Below are 24,822 nucleotides of genomic sequence, written 5' to 3'. Positions count from 1 at the left end.
CCACGACGACGCACCGACGACGCCCCCCTCGGGCGGTGAGAGCATGAGCACAGATCCCGAAACCCGCGAGCGAGAGGAGCCGAGCCTCGAGGGCGACTACGACCCCGCGGCCGTCGAAAACCGCTGGCAGAATCGCTGGGTCGACGCGGAGGTGTACGCCTACGAGGGCGACCCCGGCCAGGATCCAAACACCACCTACGCGATCGACACGCCGCCGCCGACGGTCTCGGGAAGTTTGCACATGGGTCACCTCTACGGCCACACGATCCAGGACTTCGCGGCCCGGTTCCAGCGGATGCACGACGGCGACGTCCTCTTTCCGTTCGGCTACGACGACAACGGGATCGCCTCCGAGCGGCTGACCGAAGCGGAGCTGGACATCCGCCACCAGGACTACGAACGCCGCGAGTTCCAGAAGCTCTGTCGCGAGGTCTGCGAGGAGTACGAGGCCGAGTTCACCGACAAGATGCAGGGACTGGGCTGTTCGATCGACTGGGGTCACACCTACAAGACGATCGAACCCCGCGTTCGACGCGTCTCGCAGCTCTCCTTCCTCGATCTCTACGAGAAGGGACGCGAGTATCGGAAGAAAGCGCCCGCGATCTGGTGTCCCGACTGCGAGACCGCGATCTCGCAGGTCGAGATGGAGGACGACGAGCGCGGCTCGCACTTCAACGACATCGCGTTCGGCGTTGCTAGCGACGGTACGGACCGCGAGGAGTTCGTCATCTCGACGACCCGTCCAGAACTGATCCCGGCCTGCGTCTCCGTCTTCGTCCACCCCGACGACGAGGCGAACCAGGACCTCGTCGGCGAAACCGCTCGAGTGCCGATCTTCGGCCACGAGGTGCCGATCATCGCCGACGACCGCGTCGACATGGAGAAGGGCAGCGGCGTCGTCATGTGCTGTACGTTCGGCGACCAGAACGACATCGAGTGGTACCAGGCTCACGACCTGCCGCTGCGAGTGGCGATCGACGAGTCGGCGACGATGACCGACCTGGCCGGCGACTACGAGGGCATGTCGACCGAGGAGGCCCGCGAGGCCATCGTCGAGGATCTCGAGGACGAGGGCGCCCTACGCGATCGCTGGGAGATCTCCCACGCCGTGCAGGTCCACGAACGCTGCGAGACGCCCGTCGAGTACCGCGTCTCCAAGCAGTGGTACGTCGAGATTCTCGACCACAAGGAGGAGTACCTCGAGGCCGGCCGCGAGATGGACTGGTACCCCGAGAAGATGTTCTCGCGCTACCGACACTGGATCGAGGGCCTCGAGTGGGACTGGCTGATCTCCCGCCAGCGCGATTCGGGGATCCCGTTCCCGGTCTGGTACTGCAGCGAGTGCGACCACGAGGTCATGGCTCGTCGGAAGGACCTGCCCGTCGACCCGCTGAGCGACGAGCCGCCGATCGACACCTGTCCCGAGTGCGGGAACGACACGTTCGAACCCGAGGAGGACGTCTTCGACACCTGGGCGACCTCCTCGCTGACGCCGCTGATCAACGCGGGCTGGGACTGGGACGAGGAGGCCCAGGAGTTCACGATGGACAACCCGGAGCTCTACCCGTTCGACCTGCGCCCGCAGGGCCACGACATCATCTCCTTTTGGCTGTTCCACACCATCGTCAAGTGCTACGAGCACACCGGCGAGGTCCCCTTCGACGCGACGCTGATCAACGGCCACGTCTTAGACGAGAACCGCGAAAAGATGTCCAAATCGAAGGGTAACGTCGTCGCCCCCGAGGAGGTGCTCGCGGAGTACCCCGTTGACGCGGTCCGGTTCTGGGCCGCTAGCGCCGCCGTTGGCGACGATTTCCCCTACCAGGAGAAGGACCTGACGGCTGGCGAGAAGCTGCTGCGGAAGCTCTGGAACGCCTCGAAGCTCGTCGACAGCCTGGCACCCGCAGCTCCCGAGGAGCCGGCCGAACTCGAGGCGATCGATCGCTGGCTCCTTGCGGAGCTGGACGACGCGATCGAGGAGCTCACGGCCCACCTCGAGGACTACGAGTTCGCAAAGGCCCGCGACCGTCTCAGAACCTTCTTCTGGAACACGTTCTGCGACGACTACCTCGAGATCGCGAAGGAGCGCGAGGACAACCCCTCGACGCAGTACGCGCTGCGAACCGCCCATCGCACGTTCCTCGAGCTGTGGGCGCCGTTCCTGCCCCACGTCACCGAGGAGATCTGGCAGGCGCGCTACAGCGAGGCGCAACGCGCCTCGGATACGTCGAGCGGAGAGCGAAGCGAACCGCGAGACAGCGACGCCGACCTCGCGGAAACCAGCATCCACGTCCGGGACTGGCCGACCCCGCAGGGGTACGAGGCCGACCTCGAGGCCGGCGAGACCGCAATGGAGGTCATCTCGGCGCTGCGCCGCTACAAGAGCCAGAACCAGCTCTCGTTGAACGCCGACCTCGAGGCCGTCTCGGTGTACGGCCCGGTCGAGGGCTTCGAGGACGCCATCCAGAACGTGATGCACGTTCAGGATCTCGACGTGCTCGAGGAGCCTCCGGAGATCACGACCGAGGTCGCCTCGATCGACCTCGACTACTCGACGCTCGGTCCCAGGTACGGCTCGAAAGTCGGCGATATCGACGCCGGCATCGAGAGCGGCGAGTACGAAATCGACGACGAGGAAGGCGTGTTGCGAGTCGCCGACGAGGAGCTCGAGGACGAGCTGTTCGAGGTCGATCTCGAGCGGACGTATTCGGGTGACGGCGAGATGCTCGAGACCGACTCGGCGATCGTGATCCTCGAGTAGCGCCGGGACTCGGATTTCGGTCCCGATCCGTTGGGTCGGCATCCGTTTTCGACGCGGAACGACGAACGCGGATCGAACGATGCGTTACGTATAGAGTGCGAATGGAACGACCAGTGCTACGGAGGTGTTCGCGAGCACCGCGAGCGATTCACCGCCGGAGCGGGGTGAAACCCCGCGACGGCGGCCTTTTTTCATCGAAGTTTTTGGTGGGGTTCGACCGAGTGAGCGCAGCGAACGAGGGAGGACCCCGATAAAAAAGTTCGCTGCACGTAACTCGGTGTCTTTCTTAGGCAGACTCCTCAAACTGGCAACAGTGAATCACCACACCCTCCCCAACCGATTCACTCACTTCATTCGCTCATCCCTCGCACAACGTCGTCGACCGCCCTCGCTAACGCTCGGACGGTCTGCTCACGGGTCACTCCGTTCCCCGTTCGCTTTCGAGGCACTCCCAGTGGTCGTGCCTCGCCAACAGCGCGCGCCACCGCGACCCAAATCAGTCCTCACCGCCGCCCCCACTACTCTCGAGTGCCCGTCACGGCCTCTTCCCGCCACGTCGCCGTCGCGGTCACCCGATCGTCGTCGACGTCGACCGACCGATCCTCTCCGGACGCGCCCAGGAGGGCCTCGAGCGCGGCCTCGTCGGGGTCGTCGATCACCGCCGCGAACTCGCCGGTCGACGTTTCGGCGTCCTCGACGGTGAGCGAGGAGACGACGCTCTCGGCGTCCTCGAGTTCCTCGTAGTCGAAATCGACGACTCCCTCGTCCCCCGCCTCCGGCCCGGACTGGCCGACGACGGCGTCGCCGTCGCCGGCGCTCGAGAGGACCCATTCGAACGCCTCGGATTCGTCGGTCGCCCGCGCGCCGTCGCCCTCGGCGGCGCCGACGAACGCCTCGAGCGTCCCGATCGGGTCGTCGGTTTCGGAAGCCACCGCGAGGGCATCCTCGCCGACGGCGATCGCGGCGTCGTCGGCGTCGACCGGAGTGTAGACGTCGTACGCGCCGGTTTCGCCGGTTCGCTCGAGCTGTCTGATGAACTCGGCCTCGGGTTCGGCGGTGACTCGGGCGTCGATCTCTCCGGGGTCGATCGCCCCGAGCGCGACGAACGCCTCGGGCGTTCGGAGCAGTCCCTCGACGCTCGAGTCGAACGCCGCCTCGTCGAGAAGCCCGCCGAGGCGGTACTGCGCGAGGTCCAGTCCGACGTAGAAGTAGGTTCCGAGCGCCCCCTCCGAGACGGGCGCGATCATCGGGTCGGCCTCGTACTCCGGCGGCACCTCCTCGTCGGGATCGGCTTCCTCGAGTTCGTCCGTCACGAACTCCTCGAGGGCGGCCCAGTCGAGGAAGGCGAACTCGAGGAGTGCGTCTTCGGCCGGGAGCCACCGACTGTAGTCGGGAAGCTCGTCGTCCTCTTCCTGTGCGGTGACCGTGACGGTGCTCGCCGTTCCGACGGTGGCCGTCGCCGTCACACCCGCGAGTTTCAGCACGTCCCGCCGATCAGGTGTCATACGAAGGGTACACACCGTCGATTTCGATATAGCCCGGGCCTTCGTCCCTCGCGGGCCGACTGTTCGCTCGAGGTGACGACCCGCCTCAGATGTCCCGGCGAGCGAAGACGCAAACGGCGACGGCAAGCAACGCGAGAAACGCTGCGAGGAGGATTCCGGCGTCGCCGAGTGCGTACTCCTCGTGGACGAGGATCGCCGTCTGGTCGTAGTATCGACTCGGCGTGAGGGCGCCGATCCGCTCGTAGTCCGGATCGACCCTCGACACGCCGTCGACGAGCCACAGGACGGCGACCAGGGTCAGGGCCACCGCTCTGGCGGTTCGTGGGTGATCGACGACGACCGACAGGACGACGCCGATTCCGGCACAGACCAGCAGGTAGGGGATCGAGAGCAGGTGGACCATCGCGAGCGCGACGGGGTCGAACGACTCGCCGATGGCGAGCGCGCCGACGTAAACGATGATCGGCACCCCGACGTTCAACGCGACCAGCGGAACCCACAGGGCGGCGACCTTCTGGAGCACGACCGACTCGCGAGAGACCGGATTCGAGAGCGTGAGATCCATCTTCCGGCTCCGGACGTCACTCGAGATCAGGCCTGCACCGACGTACGCGAAGTAGATGGCGACGAGCAGGACCCAGAAGAACGAGTAGATCTCAGCGGCGATGAACCCCTCGATCGTGTGGAGCTCTTCGATCTGGAACAGGTCGAACATGTACGCCGGAAACGCCTCCTCGATCACGTCCATCTCCGCCTGGATGCCGGGAAACATCGAGAAGTACAGCGCCGACAACAGGGCGAAGACGGCGACCAGGATGACCGAACCCCGCACCCGTTTTCTGGATTCGACGCGGAGAATCGCCGTCACGGTGCCACCCCCGAAGGGCCGGCTCCGCGGCCGTAATCACGGCGATGCTCGAGGCGAGCGTTCTCGCCGTCAACGTCGACTCGTCCGGCGTATTCGTCGGCGCCGATACGTTCGGACTGCATCTCAGATATCCCTCCGCGTGAAGACGAGAATCGCGACGCCAAGCAGGACGAGAAACCCCGCAACGAGGATTCCGGCGTCGCCGAGTGCGTACTCCTCGTGGACGAGGATCGCCGTCGGATCGTAGTACCGGCTCGGCGTGAGGTCGCCGACCCACTCGAAATCGGGGTTCATGTGGGAGAGCCCGTCGACTAACCAGCAAACAAACACCAGCCCCAGCGCGGCAGCCTGAGCGGTTTCGACGCGGTCGAAAACGACGGAGAAGACGATGCCGATCCCGGCACAGACGAGCAGGTACGGGACGCCGAGTGCATGGACCATCACGAGCGAGACGGGGTCGATCGACTCGCCGAGAAGCGCCACGCCGGCGAGTAACGCGGCGAACATGCCGACGTTCAACGCGACCAGGGGAACCCACAGGGCGGCGATCTTCTGGACCACGACCGACTCGCGAGAGACCGGATTGGAAAGAGTGAGATCCATTCGTCTCGTACGGACGTCCCTCGAGATCAGGCCCGCGCTGACGTACGCGAAGTAGATTCCAGCGAGGAGGATCCAGACGAACGGGAAGATGTAGCCGCCGAGAAACCCTTCGATCGTGTGGAGCTCCTCGATCCCCAGCAGCTCGAGCAGGTACTCCGGGTACACTTCCTCGAACAGCGCCGCCTCCTCCTGGATGCTCGGGAAGACGACGAGAAAGAACGCCGAGAGCAGGACGAGCAGGCCGGTCAGGACGAGCGTGCCGCGCAGGAGCTTTCTGGACTCGAGACGCAGGATGGCCGTCATTATTCCCCCGCATCGTTCCCGTAGTAGTGTTTGAAGATCTCGTCGAGCTGAGGATCGCCGATATCGACGTCTTCGATCTCGAACTGAACGAGATGGTCGAGCAGCGCGGCCGGCTCGCCGGTGTAGGTGAACCGAACGGTTCGGTCGACGGCTTCGACGTCGATCATCTCCGCCGTCGCGAACCGCTCCCCGTCGACCGGTGCGGCCAGCTGAACGCGGACGTCCTTTCCGCCCCGCTCGAGCAGGTCGTCGACGCCCTCGAGGGCGACTAACGCACCGTCGCGGATAATCCCAACCCGGTCGCAGACGCGCTGGACCTCACTGAGGACGTGCGAGGAGAAGAAGACCGTCTTGCCGGCGTCGCGCTCCGCTTCGAGGAACAGGTGCATCCGATCCTGTTTGAGCGGGTCCAGCCCCGACGTCGGCTCGTCCAGAATCACGAGGTCCGGATCGTGCATGAACGTCTGGACGATGCCGAGCATCCGTTTGTTCCCGTGGGAGTAGGTTTCGACGCGCTTGTCGAGCGGCGGGCGAAACAGCTCGAGCAACTCCTCGCGGCGCTCGTCGCCGCGCATCCGGGCGAAGTAGTCGAGCACCTGGCGTCCCGTCAGGCGCTCCTCGAAGCCGAGGGAGTCGGGAAGGTAGCCGATATCAGCTTTCACGTCGGTGAGCGCCCGTCGATCCCGGATATCTGCACCCAGCACTTCCGCGGAACCCGAGGTCGGTTTGATGAGCCCGAGCAGCAGCCGGATCGTCGTGGTCTTGCCCGCGCCGTTCGGGCCGAGGTAGCCGAAAATCTCGCCGGCCCCGACGTCGAAGCTGACGGCGTCGTTGGCGGTGACGTCGCCGTAGCGTTTGGTGAGGCCGTCCAGTCTGATCGGCGCCGCGCCGCGGTCCGGTTCGGTGTCGAGCGTTTCGGTCTGGGCACACATACGTTACCACTCGTATCGAGAACCCGCGGTCGGCCGCGGTGACCGCTATAGATCGTTCGACACCGACCCCGGCTATAAAATCGCATTCACGGTAGCGGTTACTCTCTTCTCTCGGTGACGGTGTCGGCCTCGCCGGCGTCATCGGCGAGGGTCGTCGTCGCGCAGCGGGACCGTCGACGATGGGGTCATCCTCGAGTACGACGGCATCGAGTACCGGCTCGAAACGCGAGACCTCGAGAAGTGACCGTCAGCCTCCCGTACGCTCCGAGGACGCGAGCTCGCACTTCTTGACGCGCGTCGCGAGCGCGAGAAACAGCGCCAGCAGCACGAACGTCGTCTCGCCGGCCGCGATGAGTCCCAGGGCGTCGGCCTCGAGAAACATCGGTTCGTCCCGGGGAACGGGGATCGACGTGTGGTGGGGGTCGCCGACGATCGGAACGAAGTAGTCGACGATCAGGTTGAACGTGTACCAGACGAGGGCGACGGCGACCCCCCAGACCGGAAAGTCGGTAATCCGGTGGAGGACGAACGCCTGGACGACCATCGCGAGGTGGCTCCAGAACAGGAACTGGTACATCAACGGATGGGTCTGGGCGGCGTAGGTCTCGTAGAACACCAGCAGGGTGTACGGCGTCCACAGCCCGAGGACGATGTTCCCGAAGAAGGCCAGCGCGGTCAGCCAGGGCAGTTCGTGGCCCAGCTTCCAGGCGGCGATGGCGAGCGCGATAAACAGCGTCGCCAGCGGGCTGTCGGGCACCCACGGCCACATCACCGTCGGCGTCGCCGCGAACTGGGCCGAGTAGTACCAGAACCCGAAGGCGGTGCCCACGAGGTTGATCGCGACGATGAGCCACGCGAACCGTAGCCCGAGGTCCTCGAGCGTCTTCGGGACGGGAGCGAGGTAGCTCGGCAGCGGATCGCGGTCGGGAAGCCCGGTCGGCGCGGTCATCGTTCGGCGCGACGAACGGAACCCGCAAAACGGTAGCGGTTGCGCCCGGGCCGGCCACAGCACTAATTCGCTCGCCGCCGTCGGTTCGGCTATGGACTCGCACGCCGGAACTCCGGACCGGGACAGCCGAGAGCAACGGCAGCTCTCGACCGGACACGTCGTCTCGCTCCCCCTCGAGCTCTCGTGTACGCTCGGCGGGGTCGTCGTGCCGGCTCGTCGGGCGACCCTCGAGGGGGCCCTTCCGAACGGGCTCTCGCCGCTGTCGATCGCTCCCGGCGTCGGCTGCGTCGCGCTCGTCGGGATTCAGTACCACCGGGTCGGCCGCGACCCCGGCCTCGAGCCCTACGACGAGTTCGCGGTGATCGTCCCCGCGGTCCACGGGAGCTCGACGAGCCGCCCGCTCGCGCAACTGCTCGACGGCGAACTCGGCGGATACGTCCACTGGCTGCCCGTGACGACCGACGCGTCGGTCGCGCTCGGGCAGGAACTCTGGGGATACCCGAAGGAACGCGCCCGTATCACCGTCACGGACGGGCCGCGAGGGCTCCGGGCCGTCGTCGACGACCCCGACGAAAGCGGGGACGCGATCCGACTCGAAGTGTCGCGTCCTCGGACCGCCGTCTCGCTTCGCGCGACGGAGCTCTCGAGTTTTACCCGCCGCGACGGCGAGCTAATCCGGGCGCGGATGCAGCTCCGGGGCGAAGTGTCGGTCGGCCCGCCGATCGGAACCCGCCTCGAGGTCGCTCCGGGGCTGGCGTCGGAGCTCGGACTCCGGCGGCGGCCGCTGGCTCGACTGTACGGTTCTCGAGTCCGGGCGCGACTCGGCCAGGGCGAACCGGTATCCGCTCCGTGAACCGACGGTTCGAGGACCGCGCTCGACCATAACTCGATAAAGGACACGCGTAAGTGCGGTGCGTCCTAACGCCGCGACATGGCCGAAACCACCGATCTCGAGGAGCTGCGACGCGGCACGGACCTCGTGAAACGCGGCTTCGCACAGATGCAGAAGGGCGGCGTTATCATGGACGTCGTCGACAAGGAACAGGCCCGGATCGCCGAAGACGCGGGCGCGGTCGCCGTCATGGCCCTCGAGGCCGTCCCGGCGGACATCCGCAAGCGCGGCGGCGTCGCGCGGATGGCCGACCCCGCTGACGTCGCCGAGATCGTCGACGAGGTCTCGATCCCGGTGATGGGCAAGTCCCGGATCGGCCACACGAAAGAGGCTCAGATCCTCGAGGCCGTCGGCGTCGACATGATCGACGAGTCCGAAGTGCTGACTCCGGCCGACGACGCCTACCACATCGACAAGCGCGACTTCACGGCGCCGTTCGTCTGTGGCGCCCGCAACCTCGGCGAGGCCCTTCGCCGGATCGAAGAGGGCGCGGCGATGATCCGAACGAAGGGCGAGGCCGGCACCGGCGACGTCAACCAGGCCGTCCACCACCAGCGGACGATCAAAAGCGCTATCCGCGAACTCGAGGGGATGAAACACGAGGAGCGCGAGGCCTACGCTCGCGAGATCGAGGCACCCGCCGAGCTGGTCCACGAGACCGCCGAGATGGGCCGGCTCCCGGTCGTCAACTTCGCCGCGGGCGGGATCGCGACGCCGGCCGACGCCGCCCTGATGATGCACCACGAGTGCGACGGCATCTTCGTCGGCAGCGGCATCTTCGGCGCCGAGAACCCGACCGAGATGGGCGAAGCGATCGTCGAAGCGGTCAACAACTGGGACGAGCCCGAGCGCCTCGCCGAGATCGCCTCGAACCTCGGGAAGGGAATGAAAGGCGACGCCAACGCCGACCTCGAGGAGGAGGAGATGCTGCAGGGTCGCGGCGTCTGATCGGGTAGCGATCGAGACTGTTCTCGTATACTGTCGGTTTTCGTTCGAACGAATCGGTAAGCAGCCCAGTTTTCTCGGTGCCGGCCGTACCGATCCTATGAGCCAGTCGACATCTCTGGAGCAGCTGTTCGATCGCCTCGCGAACACCCTCGAGGGGCTGCTTCGGGCCGTCGCCGAGGAGGCGTCGGACGAGGCGCTGGCGTCGACGGCGGCCGAGCTGTGGGACGTCGTCGCGGAGTTCGAGGACGTCCTCGAGACGGTCGACCTCGAGCGACTGCCCGACGCGGTCGACGGCGAGGCGCTTCCCGACGTCCTCGACCTCGAGCGGCTGTCCGAGGCGATCCGGGAGCGGGATCCGACGCTGGCGCTCGATCTCGACGCCCTCCGACGCGCGATCGAACTGCGGGAGCTCTGGAACGCCGTCGATCTCGCCGACTTCGGACGGGAGTCCGGCGAGCTCCGGGCCGAACTCGAGGATGTCCTCGGCCCCGACGCGTTCGACTCGACCGACGACTCGGAGGCGGCCGAGGAGCTCGAGGAATTTACCGAGGACGTGAAGGGGGAGGCCACAAACGCGGCGTTCCAGCAGGAGGTCATGGAACGGCTCGAACCGGCCAGGGAGGCGGTGATCGACGCCCATTCGACGGTCGAGGAGCTGTACGAGTCCCACCAGCGCGGCTCCGGCTACGAGGGACGGCGACCGTCGTCGAACAATCCGACGGCGGTGTCCTCGATGCCCGTCGGCCCGCTGCCTGCGAGCGTCTCCACGCGAGTTTCGACCGTCCCGACCGACGTTCGCCACGCGAAGGTCGAGGCGTTCCCGCGGGTGTACGGCCGTCGCTGGCGGAGCGCCCGACGCGACTGAAGGTGCCGGTGGAGCGCTCGAGTCGGCGCTACCACCACGTCTCCGGCGACGGAACGATCCCGATCCGGACGAGTCCCAGAAACGCGAGGTAGGTTACCAGCGCACCGCAACACAGCGACAGTACCGGTTCCGGCGCGACTCGAGCGCCGACGGCGGCGATTCCGATCGCGGCGGCGAGCGAGACAGCCTGAACGTCCCGTCGCTCCCAGTATCGGCGGACGAGGTCGTACTCGCGGGCCGCGACCAGTTCGAATAGGATCGCTCCGAGACCGCCGACTGCCAGAAAGAACGGGGAGAGCGACGCGCCGACGAGAGCTGCGAACGCGAGGAACACGGCGAGCGCGACGAGAGCCAGTGCCGCGTCGGTTCGCGCGCCCATCGAACGCGAATCAGCCGTCCGGGTAGAGCCGCGCCCCCTCGCCGATCGTCGTCTGGTAGGCCCGGCTCTCGATCCCCTCGGCGTCGAAGGCGTCCATCATCGCGCCGGCGATCGCCCGTCGATCGGCGGCGTAACAGACCGCGAGCACGCCCGGGCCGGCGCCGCTTACCGTGACGCCGGTCGCGCCCGCCTCGAGGGCGGCCTCGCGAACCGCGTCGTAGCCGTCGATGAGGGCACTGCGCTCGGGCGTGACGATGGCGTCGTTCAGCCCCTTGCCGACGAGTTCGGGGTCGTCCCGGGTCATCCCGACTGCGAGAGTGGCGGCGTGGCCGACGGTGTCGACGACGTCCTTGAGGGCGGCCGTCTTCGGGACGACGTCGCGGGCGTCGCGTGTGGAGACGCTCGTCTCGGGGAGGCAGGCGACGACCGGGAGCGACGCGTCGACCTGGGTGACGCCGTCGTCGGTGGCGATCGTGAAACCGCCCAGCAGCGAGGGCGCGACGTTATCGGGGTGGGCCTCGCCCGAAACCAGGGCTTCGCCCTCGGCGGCGACGGGGACGAGTTCCTCCCTCGAGAGCCCGCGGTCGTAGAGGGCGTTGAGCGCGACCGCGGCCCCCGCCGCGCTGGCCGCCGAGGAACCGAGTCCCGAGGAGGGACGAACCCCCTTGTCGATCCGAATCGTCGCCGGAGCGTCGAGGGCCTCGGCGACCGCGCCGACGGTGTTCTTCTCCGGATCGGTCGGAATGTACTCGCTTCCGGCCCCGGTGATCGAAATCGACGTTTCCGGGGCGCGCTCGACCCGGATCATGTCGGCGGGCGCTCCGAGGGCGACCCCGAAGACGTCGAAGCCGCTTCCGAGGTTCGCACTGGTCGCCGGAGCCCGCACGGTGAGCATGCCGAGTGCTTTCCAGAGAGCGGCCAAAAAGGTAGCGAACGACGAGAGAATCGACGCGACGCAGCCTCAGTCGTCGGGCGCGGTCTCCGGCGTCGCCTTCGCGTCGGCGAACCAGTCCAGTCCCGCGACCAGCGCGGCCGAGAGCAGCATTCCCGCGAACGCGAACGCGGCGATCATCACGAAGAACCAGCCCAGCGAGACGTCGAGGACGAACCCGCCCAGCGCGATGCTTGCGGCCCCGAGCCCGAACTCGCCGAGGTAGGTGTAGCCGTAGGAAAGCCCGCGAGTGTCGGCGGGCGTGTAGACCGCGACGGCGTTCTGGTAGAACGGCTGGATCGCGAACAGGAAGAACCCGAAGACGCCACAGAGGGCGACGATCGCCCACAGTCCCATCGTCGTGACGGGGATAAACGCCAGCGCGAGGACGGCGAAAATCGCAAAGAGAACGACCATCCCGCGAGCGGGCGGCACCCGGTCGGTCAGCTTTCCGCCGACGTACTGGCCAGCCATCCCGACGACCAGCAGGCCGACGTAGATGTAGTCGGCAGGTTCGATCCCTTCGAGCCCGTCGGGGAGGGCGAGGGCGTCCATCGCGGGCAGCCCGTGGAGGATCTCGGGGAGGTAGGTGAGCATCCCGCGGTAGTACAGCCCTTCGAAGGTGACGATGACGAAGACGATGGCGAACGCGCTCGCGAACAGCGCCTTCGAGTTGTCGAGGAGATCCGATAGCGACAGCGCCTCGTCGGCGCCCGCATCGACGCTGTCCTCGACGGCGGCGGTCGGGTCGAACTCCGCGGTCAGGCCGTACAGCACAGCCAGGAACCCGGGAGCGGCGAGGATGGCGGCGACGTACTGCCAGTCGAGAAAGATCAGCAGCGTCGCGGCGACGAACGGACCGAGCGCGATCCCGGCGTTGCCGGCGATCCCGTGCCAGGCGAACACCGTGCCGCGCTCCTCGACGCCGGTGCTGATCAGCGAGAGCCCGGCGGGGTGGTAGATGCTGGCGGCGATTCCCCAGAGCAGGAGGCCGACGGCGATCGCGTAGATCGACGAACTCGTCGCGAGCACAAGGAAGGCGAGGCTCATCCCCGCGAGACAGAGCACGATGAGCCGTTTGGTTCCGTAGCGGTCGGCCAGGATCCCGCCCGGCAGCGCGCCGATGCCGAAGGGAGCGTAGCCGAGCGCAACGACCAACCCGAGCAGGGCGATGCTCACGTCGAACTCCGCGAGCCAGACGACCAGGAAGATCGGAATCGCCGTCTCGAACCAGTGAACCAGCGCGTGACCGGCCATCGTGAAGCCGGCGATCGATCGATCGTTTGCGTTCAGAGCCATCGAGTCAGTACTCGAACGGCGACGCGCCGTGTACTTAGCGGCTTGGAATGGACTCGGCGGCGTCGGTCCGTCGGCGCTACGCCTGGACGACGACGAGTCCGGAGCCGTACACCGTGATCGTACAGGTCTCGAGCGGGAAGATCAGCCGCGCGCTCCCCGGGTCGCGGTCGGTTCGACGCCGGTCGAACAGGCGGTTCAGCGACCCGGGATCGAGGCGATCGTGGACTCGCTCGACCTCCGTCTCGTCGCTGTTGGTAAGGTCAGCTACCGCCGCGACGACCCTTCTGACGAGGTCCTTCTGGGTCGTCCAGTCGTGGCGGAAGACGACCGTGTTCGTCGGTGCGGAACCCGCGTCCCCAGGGGTGAAGTTTCGTGACGTCATAGCTCTCGTCCGTCGCGCGTGACGGAGAACCTGTATGTGAGGAGAGCTAATAAATACCTGTCAGACAGTTTTCGTAAACCTGTCCTACAAAATAAACGACGGGTCGGCCCCTGCACGGGAATTGCCCGTCTTACGGAATCGACGATTCCGGCGCGATCGCGGGATCGAATCGCGTCGACGACCTGCTCGAGCGGGGATGGTTCCTACTCGTCGGTCGTCTCATCGTCGACGCCGACCGCCTGCGAGACGTCGACCTCGTCCGGTTCCTCCCGCCCGCCGACGATCAGCTCGCCGTCGTCGGTCTCGACGTAGACGTCGTCGGCGAACCCGCCCTCGGCGTAGGGGTGTTCGGGCTCCTCGAGCTTCTCGGGCGTCGAGGGCGCCTCGGCGACGCCGTCGACGGGCGCGAACTGGCCGAGCGGGTCGTCGATCGTCACGTCCCAGCGCTCGAAGAACTCGCGGTACCGATCGTAGTGGTCGCCGAGTTCGTCGACTGGAAACTCCATCATCTCCGTCCAGCCGTGGTTGTAGAAGTCGAAGTTGGCCTGGATGTGGGTGATCTCGCGGGCTTCGGCCTCCGAGTATCCCTCCTGGAGCGCACGGAGGTAGGTGTCCATCGTCGCGTCGAAGAAGTCGTCGAGGTGATCCGTTCGCTCCTCGGCGTAAGCTGGATCGGCCTTCTTCGTGAAGATTTTCGTGTGCATCCGGACGAGTCCGGAGTTGGCGACCGACCGAATAACTGGGGTCTCGAGGGCCTTCCGGGAGGCGAAGTGGCGCACGTTTTGGCTGATTTTCATGGCAGCGGATACGGACGCCGCCCTCAAGAGCGGTTCGGATACGTACGTAGGCTCTCGGGTCGACCGCCGACCGGTCGGCGTCGGTTCTGTACGATCACCAAGTCGACCTCGGGTTCGGGTGAGAGAGTTGTCGTTCCGTGAGTCCAACGGCCCGTTCGTCGACAACTGTTGTGACTGTCCGGCCGAGCGAAGAAAATAGACGAGATAGCAATATCCTTTAACCCGCATTACGAACGGTCACGGTATGACCGAGTACGTCATCATCGGTGACGGGATCTCGGGCAGCTCGGCTGCCGAGACGCTTCGGGAAGAGGACCCGGAGTCTTCGATCACCGTCATCACCGATGAGGGGGAGGCACTGTACAACCGGATCCTGATCAAGGAACACGCGAAGGGCAAACTCCCCGAGGCGCCGATCTCGATCCACGAGGAGGACTGGTACGAGGAGCGCGACATCGAGCTCTCGCTGAACACCCACGTCACCGGCGTCGACACCGACGAGAAGGTCGTCCACACCCACGAGGGCGACGAGATCGGCTACGACAAGCTGCTGATCGCGACCGGCGGCACCCCGACACAGCTTCCCGTCGACGACAGCGACGCCGAGGGGATCCACCACTTCTGGACGTTCCAGGACGCCCGCAAGATCCGGGAGAGCGCCGAGGCAGCCGAGAAGGGCGTCATCGTCGGCGCCGGGCTGCTGGGTATCGACTTCGCCGCCGTCTGTGGCGCCCAGGGCGTCGAAGGCAAGTACCTGATGCGGGGCGATCGCTGGTGGCGCTACGCGCTCTCGGGCGAGGGTGCGGAGATCATGCACGAGGGAATGCGCGACGTCGGCGTCGAGCCGGTGTTCGACAGCGGCGTCGACCGTTTCGAGACCGACGACGACGGGCAGGTGGTCGCGGCGGTCGACCCCAACGGCGACCGCTACGAGTGTGACTTCGCCGGCGTCGCCATCGGTCTGACGTTCAACACCGAGTACCTCGGCGACATCGACCTCGAGATGGACAACGGGATCCTCGTTGACCAGTACATGCAGACGAACCTCGAGGACGTGTACGCGGCCGGCGACATCACCCGGTTTTACGACGTTCTGCTCGGCGAGCAGGCCCAGAACGGCTCCTGGGGCTCCGCGAAGGAGCAGGGTCGGATCGCCGGCGTCAACATGGCCGCCGACGACGAGGCCGAGGAGTTCGAGTGGGTCTCCTCGTACTCGATCACGCACTTCGACTTCCCCTTCCTCTCCTTTGGCCACCCGACGCTGGGCGACGACCACGCCGAGCGCAAGTACAGCGACACCGAGTGGCGCCGGATCGCGTTCAAGGACGGCAAAGTCGTCGGCGGCGTGCTCATCGGCGACCTCGCCCCGCAGAGCAAGCTCAAACAGCTGATGCGCGAACAGCGCGACGTCGCCGACCAGAAGGAGGTCCTGCTCGAGGAGACCGTCGACCTCGACGATCTCGCGCCGCCACAGGAGCAGTAGTCCGCTCCCCCACCCCCCAGCCCAAACCGCCGCTGTCTCGGACGTACATGTCCTCTCGGCTGCCGCGTACTCGATTGATCCAATTCGTACAGTGACAACAGTTAAGTTATAGCACGGGTTTGGTAATCACACTCATGGCAACTACTGCCAGTACGGTACGGTCACTCACGCTCAGGCGCGTCGACTCCGTCGCGCCGGACGCGACGGTTCGACACATCGACCAGCTCGACGACCGAACCCTCAAGCTGTTCTACGCGGCGCTCGAGGGTGGCCGTCAGCTGACCGCTACTGGTACCGACCTCGAGCCCGGCACCATTATTGTCGCGACGGACTACTACCGGGTCGAGGCCGCGTAGTCGTTCCGAGCTCGTTGGAAGTATCGAAGCCGTTTTCCCCGGTGCGCCGCTTCGATAGCGTATGAACGGCGGTAGCGACATGACCCTGGCGTTCGAGCTCGAGGCGCTGAAAGCGCTCGCATCGCCCGAGAGCGTCTTCGAGGACGCCAGAGGCTGGAGCGAGTACATCGGCGTCGTCTCGGAGAAACCGACCTACGTCGTGACGAACTACACGCGCAAGAACCGCATCCGACAGGACTTCTTCTCGGGCCCCCGCGGCAAGGCGGAGAGCCTCGAAGCCGTCAAGGACCAGTTCGACACCGACCGGTACGTCTTCATCGCCGACGACGAGGCCGACGAGGAGCTGGCCGAGGAGGTCGGCTGGGAGTACCTCCCCGTCGAAGACGCGGCCGAGGCCGCCGACTGGGTCGTCGCGACCGACGTCGAGGACGACGAGGAAGACGCCGAACCGGTTCGCGACGACTGGCCCTGAATCGATCGCGGGAGCGAAAACCCCACGACCGACGCGATACGGACGGCTTCCTCCCGGCTCGAGACGGCGGTCTCGCTTCGGTGAAAATCCCACCCAAAAGACCGATCGATGACTTCGAGAGAGGACGAGGCGCGAATCGACGAGGACGTCGTCGACGCGATCGGCGCGCTCGGGAACCGTACCCGGCTCGAGATCCTTCTCGCCCTGGCGGAGGCGCAGCGGGAACGACAGGAACGGTGGCTTCGGATGTCGTTTACGGAACTCTACGACGCCGTCGACGTCTCGAGCACGTCGCAGTTTTCCTACCACCTCGATCGGCTCGTCGGACCGTTCGTCGCCGAGGTACCCGAGGGCTACCGGCTCACGGACGCCGGCGACAGGATCGTCCGAACGATCCTCGCCGGGCTGTACGAGAACACCCGCAGCTTCGACGAGACCACCGTCGGGGGCATCTGCGTCTTCTGCGGGACCGACTCGCTCGTCGCGGCGGTCGACAAATCGCAGTTCGTCGTTCGTTGTTCGTCCTGCGACGCGAGGGTGCTCACCGACCTCCTCCCCGAAAGCCAGACGCGACACCGATCGGCGTCGGAGATCGTCGACAGCGTCGGGGCCCGGATCTGGGGATCGTTCACGCTGATCCGGGACGGAGTCTGTCCGGAGTGTTACGGCCCGATCGACACCGACGTCGACACACACCGCCACGACGGGCGAACGCTGTACACGCTCGAGAGCACCTGTCGCGAGTGCTGGCTCACGACCCACGTCCCGCTCGAGGCGGTCGCCGTGCTCCACCCCGCCGCAGCAGGGTTCTTCTGGGAACACGGGATCACTGTCCTGGAGCGCCCACTCTGGGAGTTTTTCGAGCACATTGCCTCGAAGACGGTGCGGACCGACGTCGAGAGCGTCGATCCGCTCGCAGCGACCGTCGAGATCACGCTCGACGGCGAGACGCGCCGAGTCGAGGTCGACGACGACCTGATCGTAACACCTGTCGCGCAGTCGGACGCAGACGACCCCTAACGTGTGAATCCGCCTGCTCAACTGATTTTGAGTTGTTGTGTTGTCAATATGTAATCAAAACTACAGTATTTATCTCGGTCGACGCCAATCGGGTGGTATGAACACTGTTGTGGCGGAGTCGGAACGCGCCCCGAACCTCCCACGTTCGCGGTCCGTTCCCCGGAGAGGTGCATATGGCGGCGATTGAACTCGAGGGGTTGACCAAACGGTTCGGCGACGTCGTCGCCGTCGACGGCCTCGACCTCACGATCAGGGAGGGGGAGATCTTCGGCTTCCTGGGTCCCAACGGTGCGGGCAAGTCGACGACGATCGACGTCCTACTGGATTTCATCCGTCCGACGGCTGGGACCGCGACCGTCCTGGGCCACGACGCCCAGGAGGCGGGCCAGCTCGTCCGCAGTCGAACCGGCGTCCTCCCGGACGGCTACCACGTCTACGACCGGCTGACGGGGCGCCAGCACGTCGAGTTCGCGATCGAGATGAAAGGGGTGAGCGAGGATCCGGACGCGCTGCTCGAGCGCGTGCGCATCGCCGACGCGGCCGACCGAAAGGCGGGCGGTTACTCGAAAGGAATGCGCCAGCGGCTGGTGCTGGCGATGGCGCTGGTCGGCGACCCCGACCTGCTCGTGCTGGACGAGCCCTCCACGGGACTGGACCCGAACGGGGCCCGCGAGATGCGCGAGATCATCCGCGAGGAGAACGATCGCGGGACGACCGTCTTCTTCTCGAGTCACGTCATGGAACAGGTCGAGGCCGTCTGCGATCGCGTGGCGATCATCAACCGCGGGCAGCTGGTCGCCGTCGACACGATCGACGGCCTCCGGGACTCGACGGAGCTTGGCGAGACGCTGTACGTCTACGTTACCGACCTCGACGAGGACGTTCTCGAGCAGGTTCGGAATCTCGACGGCATCGGTAGTGCGTCGATCGACGACGGTCGGCTTCGGGTGTCGATCGACGGCGTCTCGAAGTTCGCCGCTTTGCACGCGATCGATCAGATTGCGTCAGTCCAGGACTTCTCGGTCGTCGAGTCCTCGCTCGAGGACCTGTTCGTCCGCTACACGAACGACGCACAGGAGGTCGAAGCGTGACCTGGCTCACCGTCGCGAAGAAGGACTTTCGCGACGCCGTCCAGTCGCGGGCGCTGTGGGCGCTCGTCGCCGTCTTCGTCGTCCTCTCGCTCGTCTCGACGTACGCCTACGTCGAGGTGCCCGAGATGTTCGGCTCCCCGGCAGGAGCGACGTTCGGCGGGCTACTCTTCTTCACGATCGGGCTCGTCGGGCTGTTCGTCCCGATCGCCGCGATCGTCGTCTGCTACAAGTCCCTCGCGGGCGAGCGCGAACTCGGGAGCATCAAGCTCCTGCTCTCGCTGCCGACCACCCGCGGACGGGTCTTCGCCGGGAAGGTCCTCGGACGGGCCGCCGTGCTCGCGTTCGGCCTCGGCGTCGGGCTGGTCGTCGGGCTCGGCTTCGGCGCCGCGTTGCTCGGCGAGATCGAACTCGTCGCCGTGTTGGTGTTCGTCCTCGCGACGCTTTCGTTCGCGGCCGTCTACGCGAGCATCGTCGTCAGCATCTCGGCGACGACGGGATCGACCTCGCGCGCGACGACACTGGCGCTCGGCTTCTTCGTCGTCTTCGAACTGCTGTGGGACGTCGTTCCGATGGGCGTGCTGTACGTCGTCGAGGGCTTCTCGTTTCCGGCGACGATCCCCGACTGGGTGTTCACGGTAACGCAGCTCTCGCCCTCGTCGGCGTACTTCTCGGCGATCGTCGCGCTGTTACCCGACCTCGCGGAGACCGTCGGCGCCGAACCCGCCCGGACGGGCGCCGGCGTCGAGGTGAGCGCCACAAACGCGGAGCCGTTTTACGCCAGTCCCGAGATCGGACTCGTCGTCCTCGGGCTGTGGCTGGTCGTCCCCCTCGCCGTCGGCTACTACCGGTTCGACTCGTCGGACCTCTGATACGGTCCCCCGTACCGATGTACGGGCGCAACCGCAGGGCGACTCACGGTTTCGCAGTCAATGACGTACGGTAGTCCGTACGACTGTGGAGTCGTCGACCTTTTACTGTCGACGCTCCAACCGCACGCAATGGCAGAGCCCCGCGTCCCAGGTTCCGAGCCCGACGATCACCTCGAGCTTCCCTGCGGGAAGACCCTCGACCCCCACGAGATCGACCTCGGCATGCGCGAGTACGCCTGTTCCTGTGGCGAGACCCACGCAGTCGTCACGGACGTCCACCCGCCGTCCCGATTCTTCCCCGAGTCGTTCGTGGTCGTCCTCCAAGAGCTGGTCGAGACCGACGACGAGTTCGACGAGTTCGGCACCCCCCACCTGCTCGGCGTCACCATGGAGGAGTTCCCCGAGGCCGTCGTCACCCACGACGCCAGCGACGACGGGGCGGTCGGTTACTCGATGCTGTGGGTCACCGACTTCGACGCCCGACGGCTACACGAGATCGTCGTCGAACTCGTCGTCGAGCTGATGGAACACGCGATCAGCCACGCCGAGGACGACGCCGCGATCACGGAGTTCGAAGAACAGATGCTCGAGTTCGACGTGGGCGAGTTCGTCGAGCAGTACCGCCGCCAGCGGGAGTTCGAGAGCGAACACGACCGGGCGCTCTGACGCGGAGTGTCCTCCGAGTGACGAACGGAGATAGTAGTCCGCGAGCGCAGCCACCACGACGTTGACCGTATAGAGGCGAAGGTCCTCGCGATCTTCGGCGGCCTCGTTGATGGATTCGGTAAATCCGCTCCGCGAGAAGAGCGCGTATTCGACGTCTCGTTCGTCCTCATCCGGTGGGGCCCACCGAAGCTCTCGGACGTGATCCTCGAGCGAGGAAAGAGTGCCGTAGTTCGCAGACGAGTTCTGATATCCGGGGGGAAACTCGTCGCGGCATCGAACGGAGGCTGTCGAACGTCGAGCTTCAGCGAAGAGCGACCGCTGGCAAAAAATACTTCCAATAATCATACATGGAAGTATCATACCTGAACGCGTCGTACCGTCAACGGGTGTACCGACCTGTCTCGTGACCTTGGTTACTCCAGACATACCTGAAGAAGTTCTAAGTGGACGTTCCGAGTTGACGAAACAATGGTCGACGCCGACCGGGATCCAATCAAACTCGTTCCCGCCGATCACGAGACGTGGCGCGAGCAATTCGTCGCCGAGCGCGAGCGCGTTCGCGACGCGCTCTCGAGGGCCGGACTCGAGGACGACTGCGAGCGAATCGAACACGTCGGCTCGACGGCCGTCCCGAACCTCGCCGCGAAGGACATCGTCGATCTCGATATCGTCGTCGCGGACGACGTCGTAAGCGAGGTGTCGAAACTGCTCGCCGCCGAACTCGGCGGGACCCGCCTCGAGAACTCCGGAGAGTGGCACCCAGTCTTCCGCGAACACGAGGGCCAGCGGTTCAACGACCACGTCTTCGCGGCCTCGAGCGACGGCTGGAGGGTTAGCGTGGTTACGCGCGACGTTCTCGCGGCGCGACCCGACCGCCGCGAGGAGTACGAGCGGCTGAAACGGGAGTTGGCCGCCGAGCACGACGACCTCGTCGCGTACTCCGAGGGGAAGTCGGCGTTCGTCGAGCGACTGCTCGAAGTCGCCCGCGCGGACGACGGTATCGCCGACTGTTCCGTTCCGCCGAGGGACTGACCTCCCGACGGCTCCGGCCGCGGCGCGGTTCCCCGGCAATATTCGAAATTCGAAATCGAGTTACGAGAATCGTATCGTTTCGTGGGGCTTATTACGATGTGCGAACTTCGGACGGATAGGACCAATGAGTACGGATCACCAGAGCGGTGGGGACGCCGCCACAGGGGACGGACGCACGATCCTGCTGATCGGTAGCGGACCGATCCAGATCGGACAGGCCGCCGAGTTCGACTATTCTGGCGCGCAGGCCTGCCGAGCGCTCCAGGAGGAGGGCGCTCGAGTCGTCCTCGTCAACTCCAACCCCGCGACGATCATGACGGATCCGGAGATGGCCGACCGGGTCTACATCGAGCCCATCACGACGGAGGCCATCGCGGAGATCATCCGGAAGGAACAGCCCGACGGCGTTATCGCGGGCCTCGGCGGACAGACCGGGCTGAACGTCACCGCCGAACTCGCCGAGGAGGGCGTCCTCGAGGAGCACGACGTCGAGATCATGGGCACCCCCCTCGATACGATCTACGCGACCGAGGACCGCGACCTGTTCCGCCAGCGCATGGAGAAGATCGGCCAGCCGGTTCCCGCCTCGACCACGATCTCACTCGACGAGGGCGAGGAGGTCTCGGAGCTGACCGAGGACGACCTCGAGGAGCGCGTCCAGGCGGCCGTCGACGAGGTCGGCGGGCTGCCGGTCATCGCCCGCACCACCTACACGCTGGGCGGCTCGGGATCGGGCGTCGTCCACGAGTTCGACGAACTGCTTCGCCGCGTCCGCAAGGGACTGCGCCTCTCGCGCAACAGCGAGGTGCTCATCACGGAGTCGATCGCGGGCTGGGTCGAGTACGAGTACGAGGTGATGCGGGACGCCGACGACTCCTGTATCATCATCTGTAACATGGAGAACATCGACCCGATGGGCATCCACACCGGGGAGTCGACGGTCGTCACGCCCTCCCAGATCGTCCCCGACGAGGGCCACCAGGAGATGCGCACCGCGGCGCTGGACGTCATCCGCGAACTCGGGATCCAGGGCGGCTGTAACATCCAGTTCGCCTGGCGCGACGACGGCACGCCCGGCGGCGAGTACAGGGTCGTCGAGGTGAACCCGCGTGTCTCTCGCTCCTCGGCGCTGGCCTCGAAGGCGACGGGGTACCCGATCGCCCGCGTCACCGCGAAGGTCGCGCTCGGCAAGCGCCTCCACGAGATCACCAACGAGATCACCGGCGAGACGACCGCAGCCTTCGAGCCCGCGATCGACTACGTCGTCACGAAGGTACCGCGGTGGCCCAAGGACAAGTTCGACGACGTCGACTTCGAGCTGACGACGGCGATGAAGTCGACCGGCGAGGCGATGGCCATCGGCCGGACCTTCGAGGAGTCGCTGCTGAAGGCCCTGCGCTCGAGCGAGTACGAACCCGACGTCGACTGGGTCGACGTCTCGGACGAAGAGCTCGAGGAACACTACCTCGAGCGGCCTTCACCGGATCGTCCGTACGCGATGTTCGAGGCGTTCGAGCGGGGCTACGACCTCGACGAGGTCGTCGAGCTGACGGGCATCTTCGAGTGGTACGCCGAGCGCTTCGCCCGCATCGCCGAGTCGACGCGGGCCGCCCAGGAGGGCGACTTCGCCGAGGCCGCCATCGCCGGCCACACCAACGCGACGATCGCCGCGGCGGCGGGCGGCGACGTCGACGTCGACACCGTCGAGCAGGCGGTCCCCGGTCGCACCTACAAACAGGTCGACACCTGCGCCGGCGAGTTCGAAGCTCAGACGCCGTACTACTACTCCGCGCGCAAGTCGGAGTTCGACTCCGGCCCGCTCGAGGGCGCGGCCGCGGCGGGCGAGCTCGAGGTCGACCGTGACGTCGAGAGCGTGATCGTCGTCGGCGGTGGCCCGATCCGGATCGGGCAGGGCGTCGAGTTCGACTACTGTTCGGTCCACGCCGTCCAGGCGCTGCGCGAGCAGGGGATCGACGCCCACGTCGTGAACAACAACCCCGAGACGGTGTCGACGGACTACGATACCTCCGACGGGCTGTTCTTCGAGCCCGTAACTGCGGAGGAGGTCGCGGACGTCGCCGAAGCCGCGGACGCCGACGGCGTGATGGTCCAGTTCGGCGGTCAGACCTCAGTCAACATCGGCGACCCGCTCCAGGACGAGATCGATCGCCGCGGGCTCGACTGCGAGGTTATGGGCACGAGCGTCGAGGCGATGGACCTCGCGGAGGACCGCGACCGGTTCAACGAACTGATGGACGAGCTGGGTATCGCCCAGCCCGAGGGCGGCGCTGCCCACAGCAAACCGGAGGCGATGGAGCTCGCCCACGACATCGGCTACCCCGTCCTCGTTCGCCCCTCCTACGTGCTCGGCGGCCGCGCGATGGAGGTCGTCTACGACGACGAGGAGCTCGAGCGCTACATCGAGGAGGCCGTTCGCGTTTCGCCGGATAAGCCGATCCTCGTCGACGACTTCCTCGCCGACGCGATCGAACTCGACGTCGACGCCGTCGCAGACGGTGAAAACGTGCTGATCGGCGGCATCATGGAACACATCGAGACCGCCGGGGTCCACTCCGGCGACTCCGCGTGTATGATCCCGCCGCGCTCGCTCGACGACGAGACGCTGGCTCGCGTTCGCGAGGTCACCGAGGACATCGCCGAGGCCCTCGAGACGGTCGGGCTGCTGAACGTCCAGCTCGCCGTCAGGGATGGTGAAGTGTACGTGCTCGAGGCCAACCCGCGCTCCTCCCGTACCGTCCCCTTCATCTCGAAGGCGACGGGCGTCCCGATCGCCAAGCTCGCGGCCAGAGTGATGTCCGGCGAGTCCCTCGCGGAGCTCGAGATCGACGAGCAGATCCCCGAGCAGACCTCGATCAAGGAGGTCGTCCTGCCGTTCGACCGTCTGCCGGGCTCGGACCCGCGTCTCGGTCCGGAGATGAAGTCGACGGGCGAGGTCATGGGCAGCGCCGACTCCGTCGGTCGCGCCTACGACAAGGCTCAAGACGCGACGGGCAAGCCGATCCCCGAGTCGGGAACGGCGATCGTCGACCTCTCGGACGACAAGTTCCCCGATCCGGAGACCGACGCCGGCGAGGAACTCGTCGAGGGGTACACCGACCACTTCGACCTCTGCGAGGCCGTCGACCTCGTCGACGCCGTCAAGAAGGGTGAGGTCGACCTGATCATCTCGCGGGACCGCGACCTGCTCGAGATTGCCGTCGAGGAGGAAGTGACGTACTTCTCGACGCCCGCGAGCGCGAAGGCGGCACTCGAGGCGCTCGAGGCCAAAGACGAGCCGATCGACGTCCAGCCGATCACCGAGCGCCCGAAGCGGACCGCCGAGTGGGGACGGTAACAAAGTCGAGTACGGTTTTCTGTACGTAGTTTTACAGGGTGAACTGAGTCGCTCGAGTCGTTAC

General features: G+C 66.1%; 23 protein-coding genes. 13 read left to right on the top strand and 10 right to left on the bottom strand.

What is annotated here, in order from left to right; genetic code table 11:
* The first annotated feature begins 43 nt into the window (after positions 1-43).
* Positions 44-2,761: a valine--tRNA ligase gene (locus tag ACFEMD_RS02200; RefSeq protein ID WP_394739246.1), complete on the top strand. Its 2,718-nt coding sequence runs from the start codon at positions 44-46 to the stop codon at positions 2,759-2,761.
* Positions 2,762-3,279: 518 nt separating this feature from the next.
* Here the strand turns inward: ACFEMD_RS02200 and ACFEMD_RS02195 are convergent.
* The 5 genes from ACFEMD_RS02195 to ACFEMD_RS02175 form a co-directional block, all read right to left on the bottom strand.
* The gene (locus tag ACFEMD_RS02195; RefSeq protein WP_394739245.1) at positions 3,280-4,266 is read right to left on the bottom strand and encodes a hypothetical protein; all 987 of its coding nucleotides are present in this window, start codon (positions 4,264-4,266) and stop codon (positions 3,280-3,282) included.
* An 85-nt stretch (positions 4,267-4,351) separates the two neighbouring features.
* Complete coding sequence (locus ACFEMD_RS02190; RefSeq protein WP_394739244.1) at positions 4,352-5,134, bottom strand: ABC transporter permease; 783 nt, start codon at positions 5,132-5,134, stop codon at positions 4,352-4,354.
* A 123-nt stretch (positions 5,135-5,257) separates the two neighbouring features.
* Positions 5,258-6,040 carry an ABC transporter permease subunit gene (locus ACFEMD_RS02185; RefSeq protein ID WP_394739243.1) on the bottom strand — a complete coding sequence of 261 codons (783 nt, stop codon included), beginning with the start codon at positions 6,038-6,040 and terminating at the stop codon, positions 5,258-5,260.
* The gene (locus ACFEMD_RS02180) at positions 6,040-6,972 is read right to left on the bottom strand and encodes an ABC transporter ATP-binding protein (RefSeq protein ID WP_394739242.1); all 933 of its coding nucleotides are present in this window, start codon (positions 6,970-6,972) and stop codon (positions 6,040-6,042) included. The genes ACFEMD_RS02185 and ACFEMD_RS02180 overlap by 1 nt, the downstream gene beginning before the upstream one ends.
* Before the next feature lie 247 nt (positions 6,973-7,219).
* The gene (locus ACFEMD_RS02175; RefSeq protein ID WP_394739241.1) at positions 7,220-7,921 is read right to left on the bottom strand and encodes a DUF1405 domain-containing protein; all 702 of its coding nucleotides are present in this window, start codon (positions 7,919-7,921) and stop codon (positions 7,220-7,222) included.
* Between the two features lie 91 nt (positions 7,922-8,012).
* Here ACFEMD_RS02175 and ACFEMD_RS02170 point away from each other — a divergent pair, with 91 nt between their 5' ends.
* From ACFEMD_RS02170 to ACFEMD_RS02160, 3 genes are all read left to right on the top strand, one after another.
* Entirely contained in the window at positions 8,013-8,774 is a 762-nt protein-coding gene (locus ACFEMD_RS02170) for an acetoacetate decarboxylase family protein (RefSeq protein WP_394739240.1), read from the top strand.
* A gap of 78 nt (positions 8,775-8,852) precedes the next feature.
* On the top strand, positions 8,853-9,761 hold the full coding sequence (gene pdxS, locus ACFEMD_RS02165) for a pyridoxal 5'-phosphate synthase lyase subunit PdxS (RefSeq protein ID WP_394739238.1): 909 nt from the start codon (positions 8,853-8,855) through the stop codon (positions 9,759-9,761).
* Positions 9,762-9,858: 97 nt separating this feature from the next.
* Complete coding sequence (locus tag ACFEMD_RS02160; protein ID WP_394739237.1) at positions 9,859-10,626, top strand: hypothetical protein; 768 nt, start codon at positions 9,859-9,861, stop codon at positions 10,624-10,626.
* Positions 10,627-10,654: 28 nt separating this feature from the next.
* On the opposite strand, the gene ACFEMD_RS02155 is transcribed toward ACFEMD_RS02160, so the two are convergent.
* The 5 genes from ACFEMD_RS02155 to ACFEMD_RS02135 form a co-directional block, all read right to left on the bottom strand.
* Complete coding sequence (locus ACFEMD_RS02155) at positions 10,655-11,005, bottom strand: hypothetical protein (RefSeq protein WP_394739235.1); 351 nt, start codon at positions 11,003-11,005, stop codon at positions 10,655-10,657.
* 10 nt (positions 11,006-11,015) lie between these two features.
* Entirely contained in the window at positions 11,016-11,900 is an 885-nt protein-coding gene (locus ACFEMD_RS02150) for a homoserine kinase (RefSeq protein WP_394739234.1), read from the bottom strand.
* A gap of 66 nt (positions 11,901-11,966) precedes the next feature.
* The gene (locus tag ACFEMD_RS02145; protein WP_394739233.1) at positions 11,967-13,235 is read right to left on the bottom strand and encodes an MFS transporter; all 1,269 of its coding nucleotides are present in this window, start codon (positions 13,233-13,235) and stop codon (positions 11,967-11,969) included.
* A 76-nt stretch (positions 13,236-13,311) separates the two neighbouring features.
* Complete coding sequence (locus tag ACFEMD_RS02140; RefSeq protein ID WP_394739232.1) at positions 13,312-13,617, bottom strand: HalOD1 output domain-containing protein; 306 nt, start codon at positions 13,615-13,617, stop codon at positions 13,312-13,314.
* A 203-nt stretch (positions 13,618-13,820) separates the two neighbouring features.
* The gene (locus tag ACFEMD_RS02135; RefSeq protein WP_394739231.1) at positions 13,821-14,414 is read right to left on the bottom strand and encodes a DUF6149 family protein; all 594 of its coding nucleotides are present in this window, start codon (positions 14,412-14,414) and stop codon (positions 13,821-13,823) included.
* 244 nt (positions 14,415-14,658) lie between these two features.
* Between ACFEMD_RS02135 and ACFEMD_RS02130 the strand changes: the two genes are divergently transcribed.
* The 9 genes from ACFEMD_RS02130 to carB all read left to right on the top strand — a co-directional run bounded on the left by ACFEMD_RS02130 (position 14,659) and on the right by carB (position 24,758).
* Positions 14,659-15,897: an NAD(P)/FAD-dependent oxidoreductase gene (locus ACFEMD_RS02130; protein ID WP_394739230.1), complete on the top strand. Its 1,239-nt coding sequence runs from the start codon at positions 14,659-14,661 to the stop codon at positions 15,895-15,897.
* Between the two features lie 134 nt (positions 15,898-16,031).
* On the top strand, positions 16,032-16,253 hold the full coding sequence (locus ACFEMD_RS02125; RefSeq protein ID WP_394739229.1) for a hypothetical protein: 222 nt from the start codon (positions 16,032-16,034) through the stop codon (positions 16,251-16,253).
* Between the two features lie 61 nt (positions 16,254-16,314).
* Complete coding sequence (locus ACFEMD_RS02120; protein WP_394739228.1) at positions 16,315-16,725, top strand: DUF7124 domain-containing protein; 411 nt, start codon at positions 16,315-16,317, stop codon at positions 16,723-16,725.
* A 108-nt stretch (positions 16,726-16,833) separates the two neighbouring features.
* Positions 16,834-17,745, top strand: coding sequence for an ArsR/SmtB family transcription factor (locus ACFEMD_RS02115; protein WP_394739226.1), 912 nt, complete (start codon positions 16,834-16,836; stop codon positions 17,743-17,745).
* A 173-nt stretch (positions 17,746-17,918) separates the two neighbouring features.
* Positions 17,919-18,836, top strand: coding sequence for an ABC transporter ATP-binding protein (locus ACFEMD_RS02110; protein ID WP_394739225.1), 918 nt, complete (start codon positions 17,919-17,921; stop codon positions 18,834-18,836).
* Positions 18,833-19,705: an ABC transporter permease gene (locus tag ACFEMD_RS02105; RefSeq protein ID WP_394739224.1), complete on the top strand. Its 873-nt coding sequence runs from the start codon at positions 18,833-18,835 to the stop codon at positions 19,703-19,705. The genes ACFEMD_RS02110 and ACFEMD_RS02105 overlap by 4 nt, the downstream gene beginning before the upstream one ends.
* A 129-nt stretch (positions 19,706-19,834) precedes the next feature.
* Complete coding sequence (locus ACFEMD_RS02100; protein ID WP_394739223.1) at positions 19,835-20,371, top strand: DUF5815 family protein; 537 nt, start codon at positions 19,835-19,837, stop codon at positions 20,369-20,371.
* Between the two features lie 468 nt (positions 20,372-20,839).
* A complete protein-coding gene (locus tag ACFEMD_RS02095; RefSeq protein WP_394739222.1) occupies positions 20,840-21,403 on the top strand; it encodes a GrpB family protein in 564 nt (187 codons plus the stop codon).
* A gap of 124 nt (positions 21,404-21,527) precedes the next feature.
* A complete protein-coding gene (gene carB / locus ACFEMD_RS02090; RefSeq protein WP_394739221.1) occupies positions 21,528-24,758 on the top strand; it encodes a carbamoyl-phosphate synthase large subunit in 3,231 nt (1,076 codons plus the stop codon).
* Positions 24,759-24,822 lie beyond the last annotated feature (64 nt).

The organism is Natronococcus roseus (assembly GCF_043677095.1).
Lineage (GTDB): Archaea > Halobacteriota > Halobacteria > Halobacteriales > Natrialbaceae > Natronococcus > Natronococcus roseus.
This window is presented reverse-complemented; position numbering and strand designations above follow the sequence as displayed.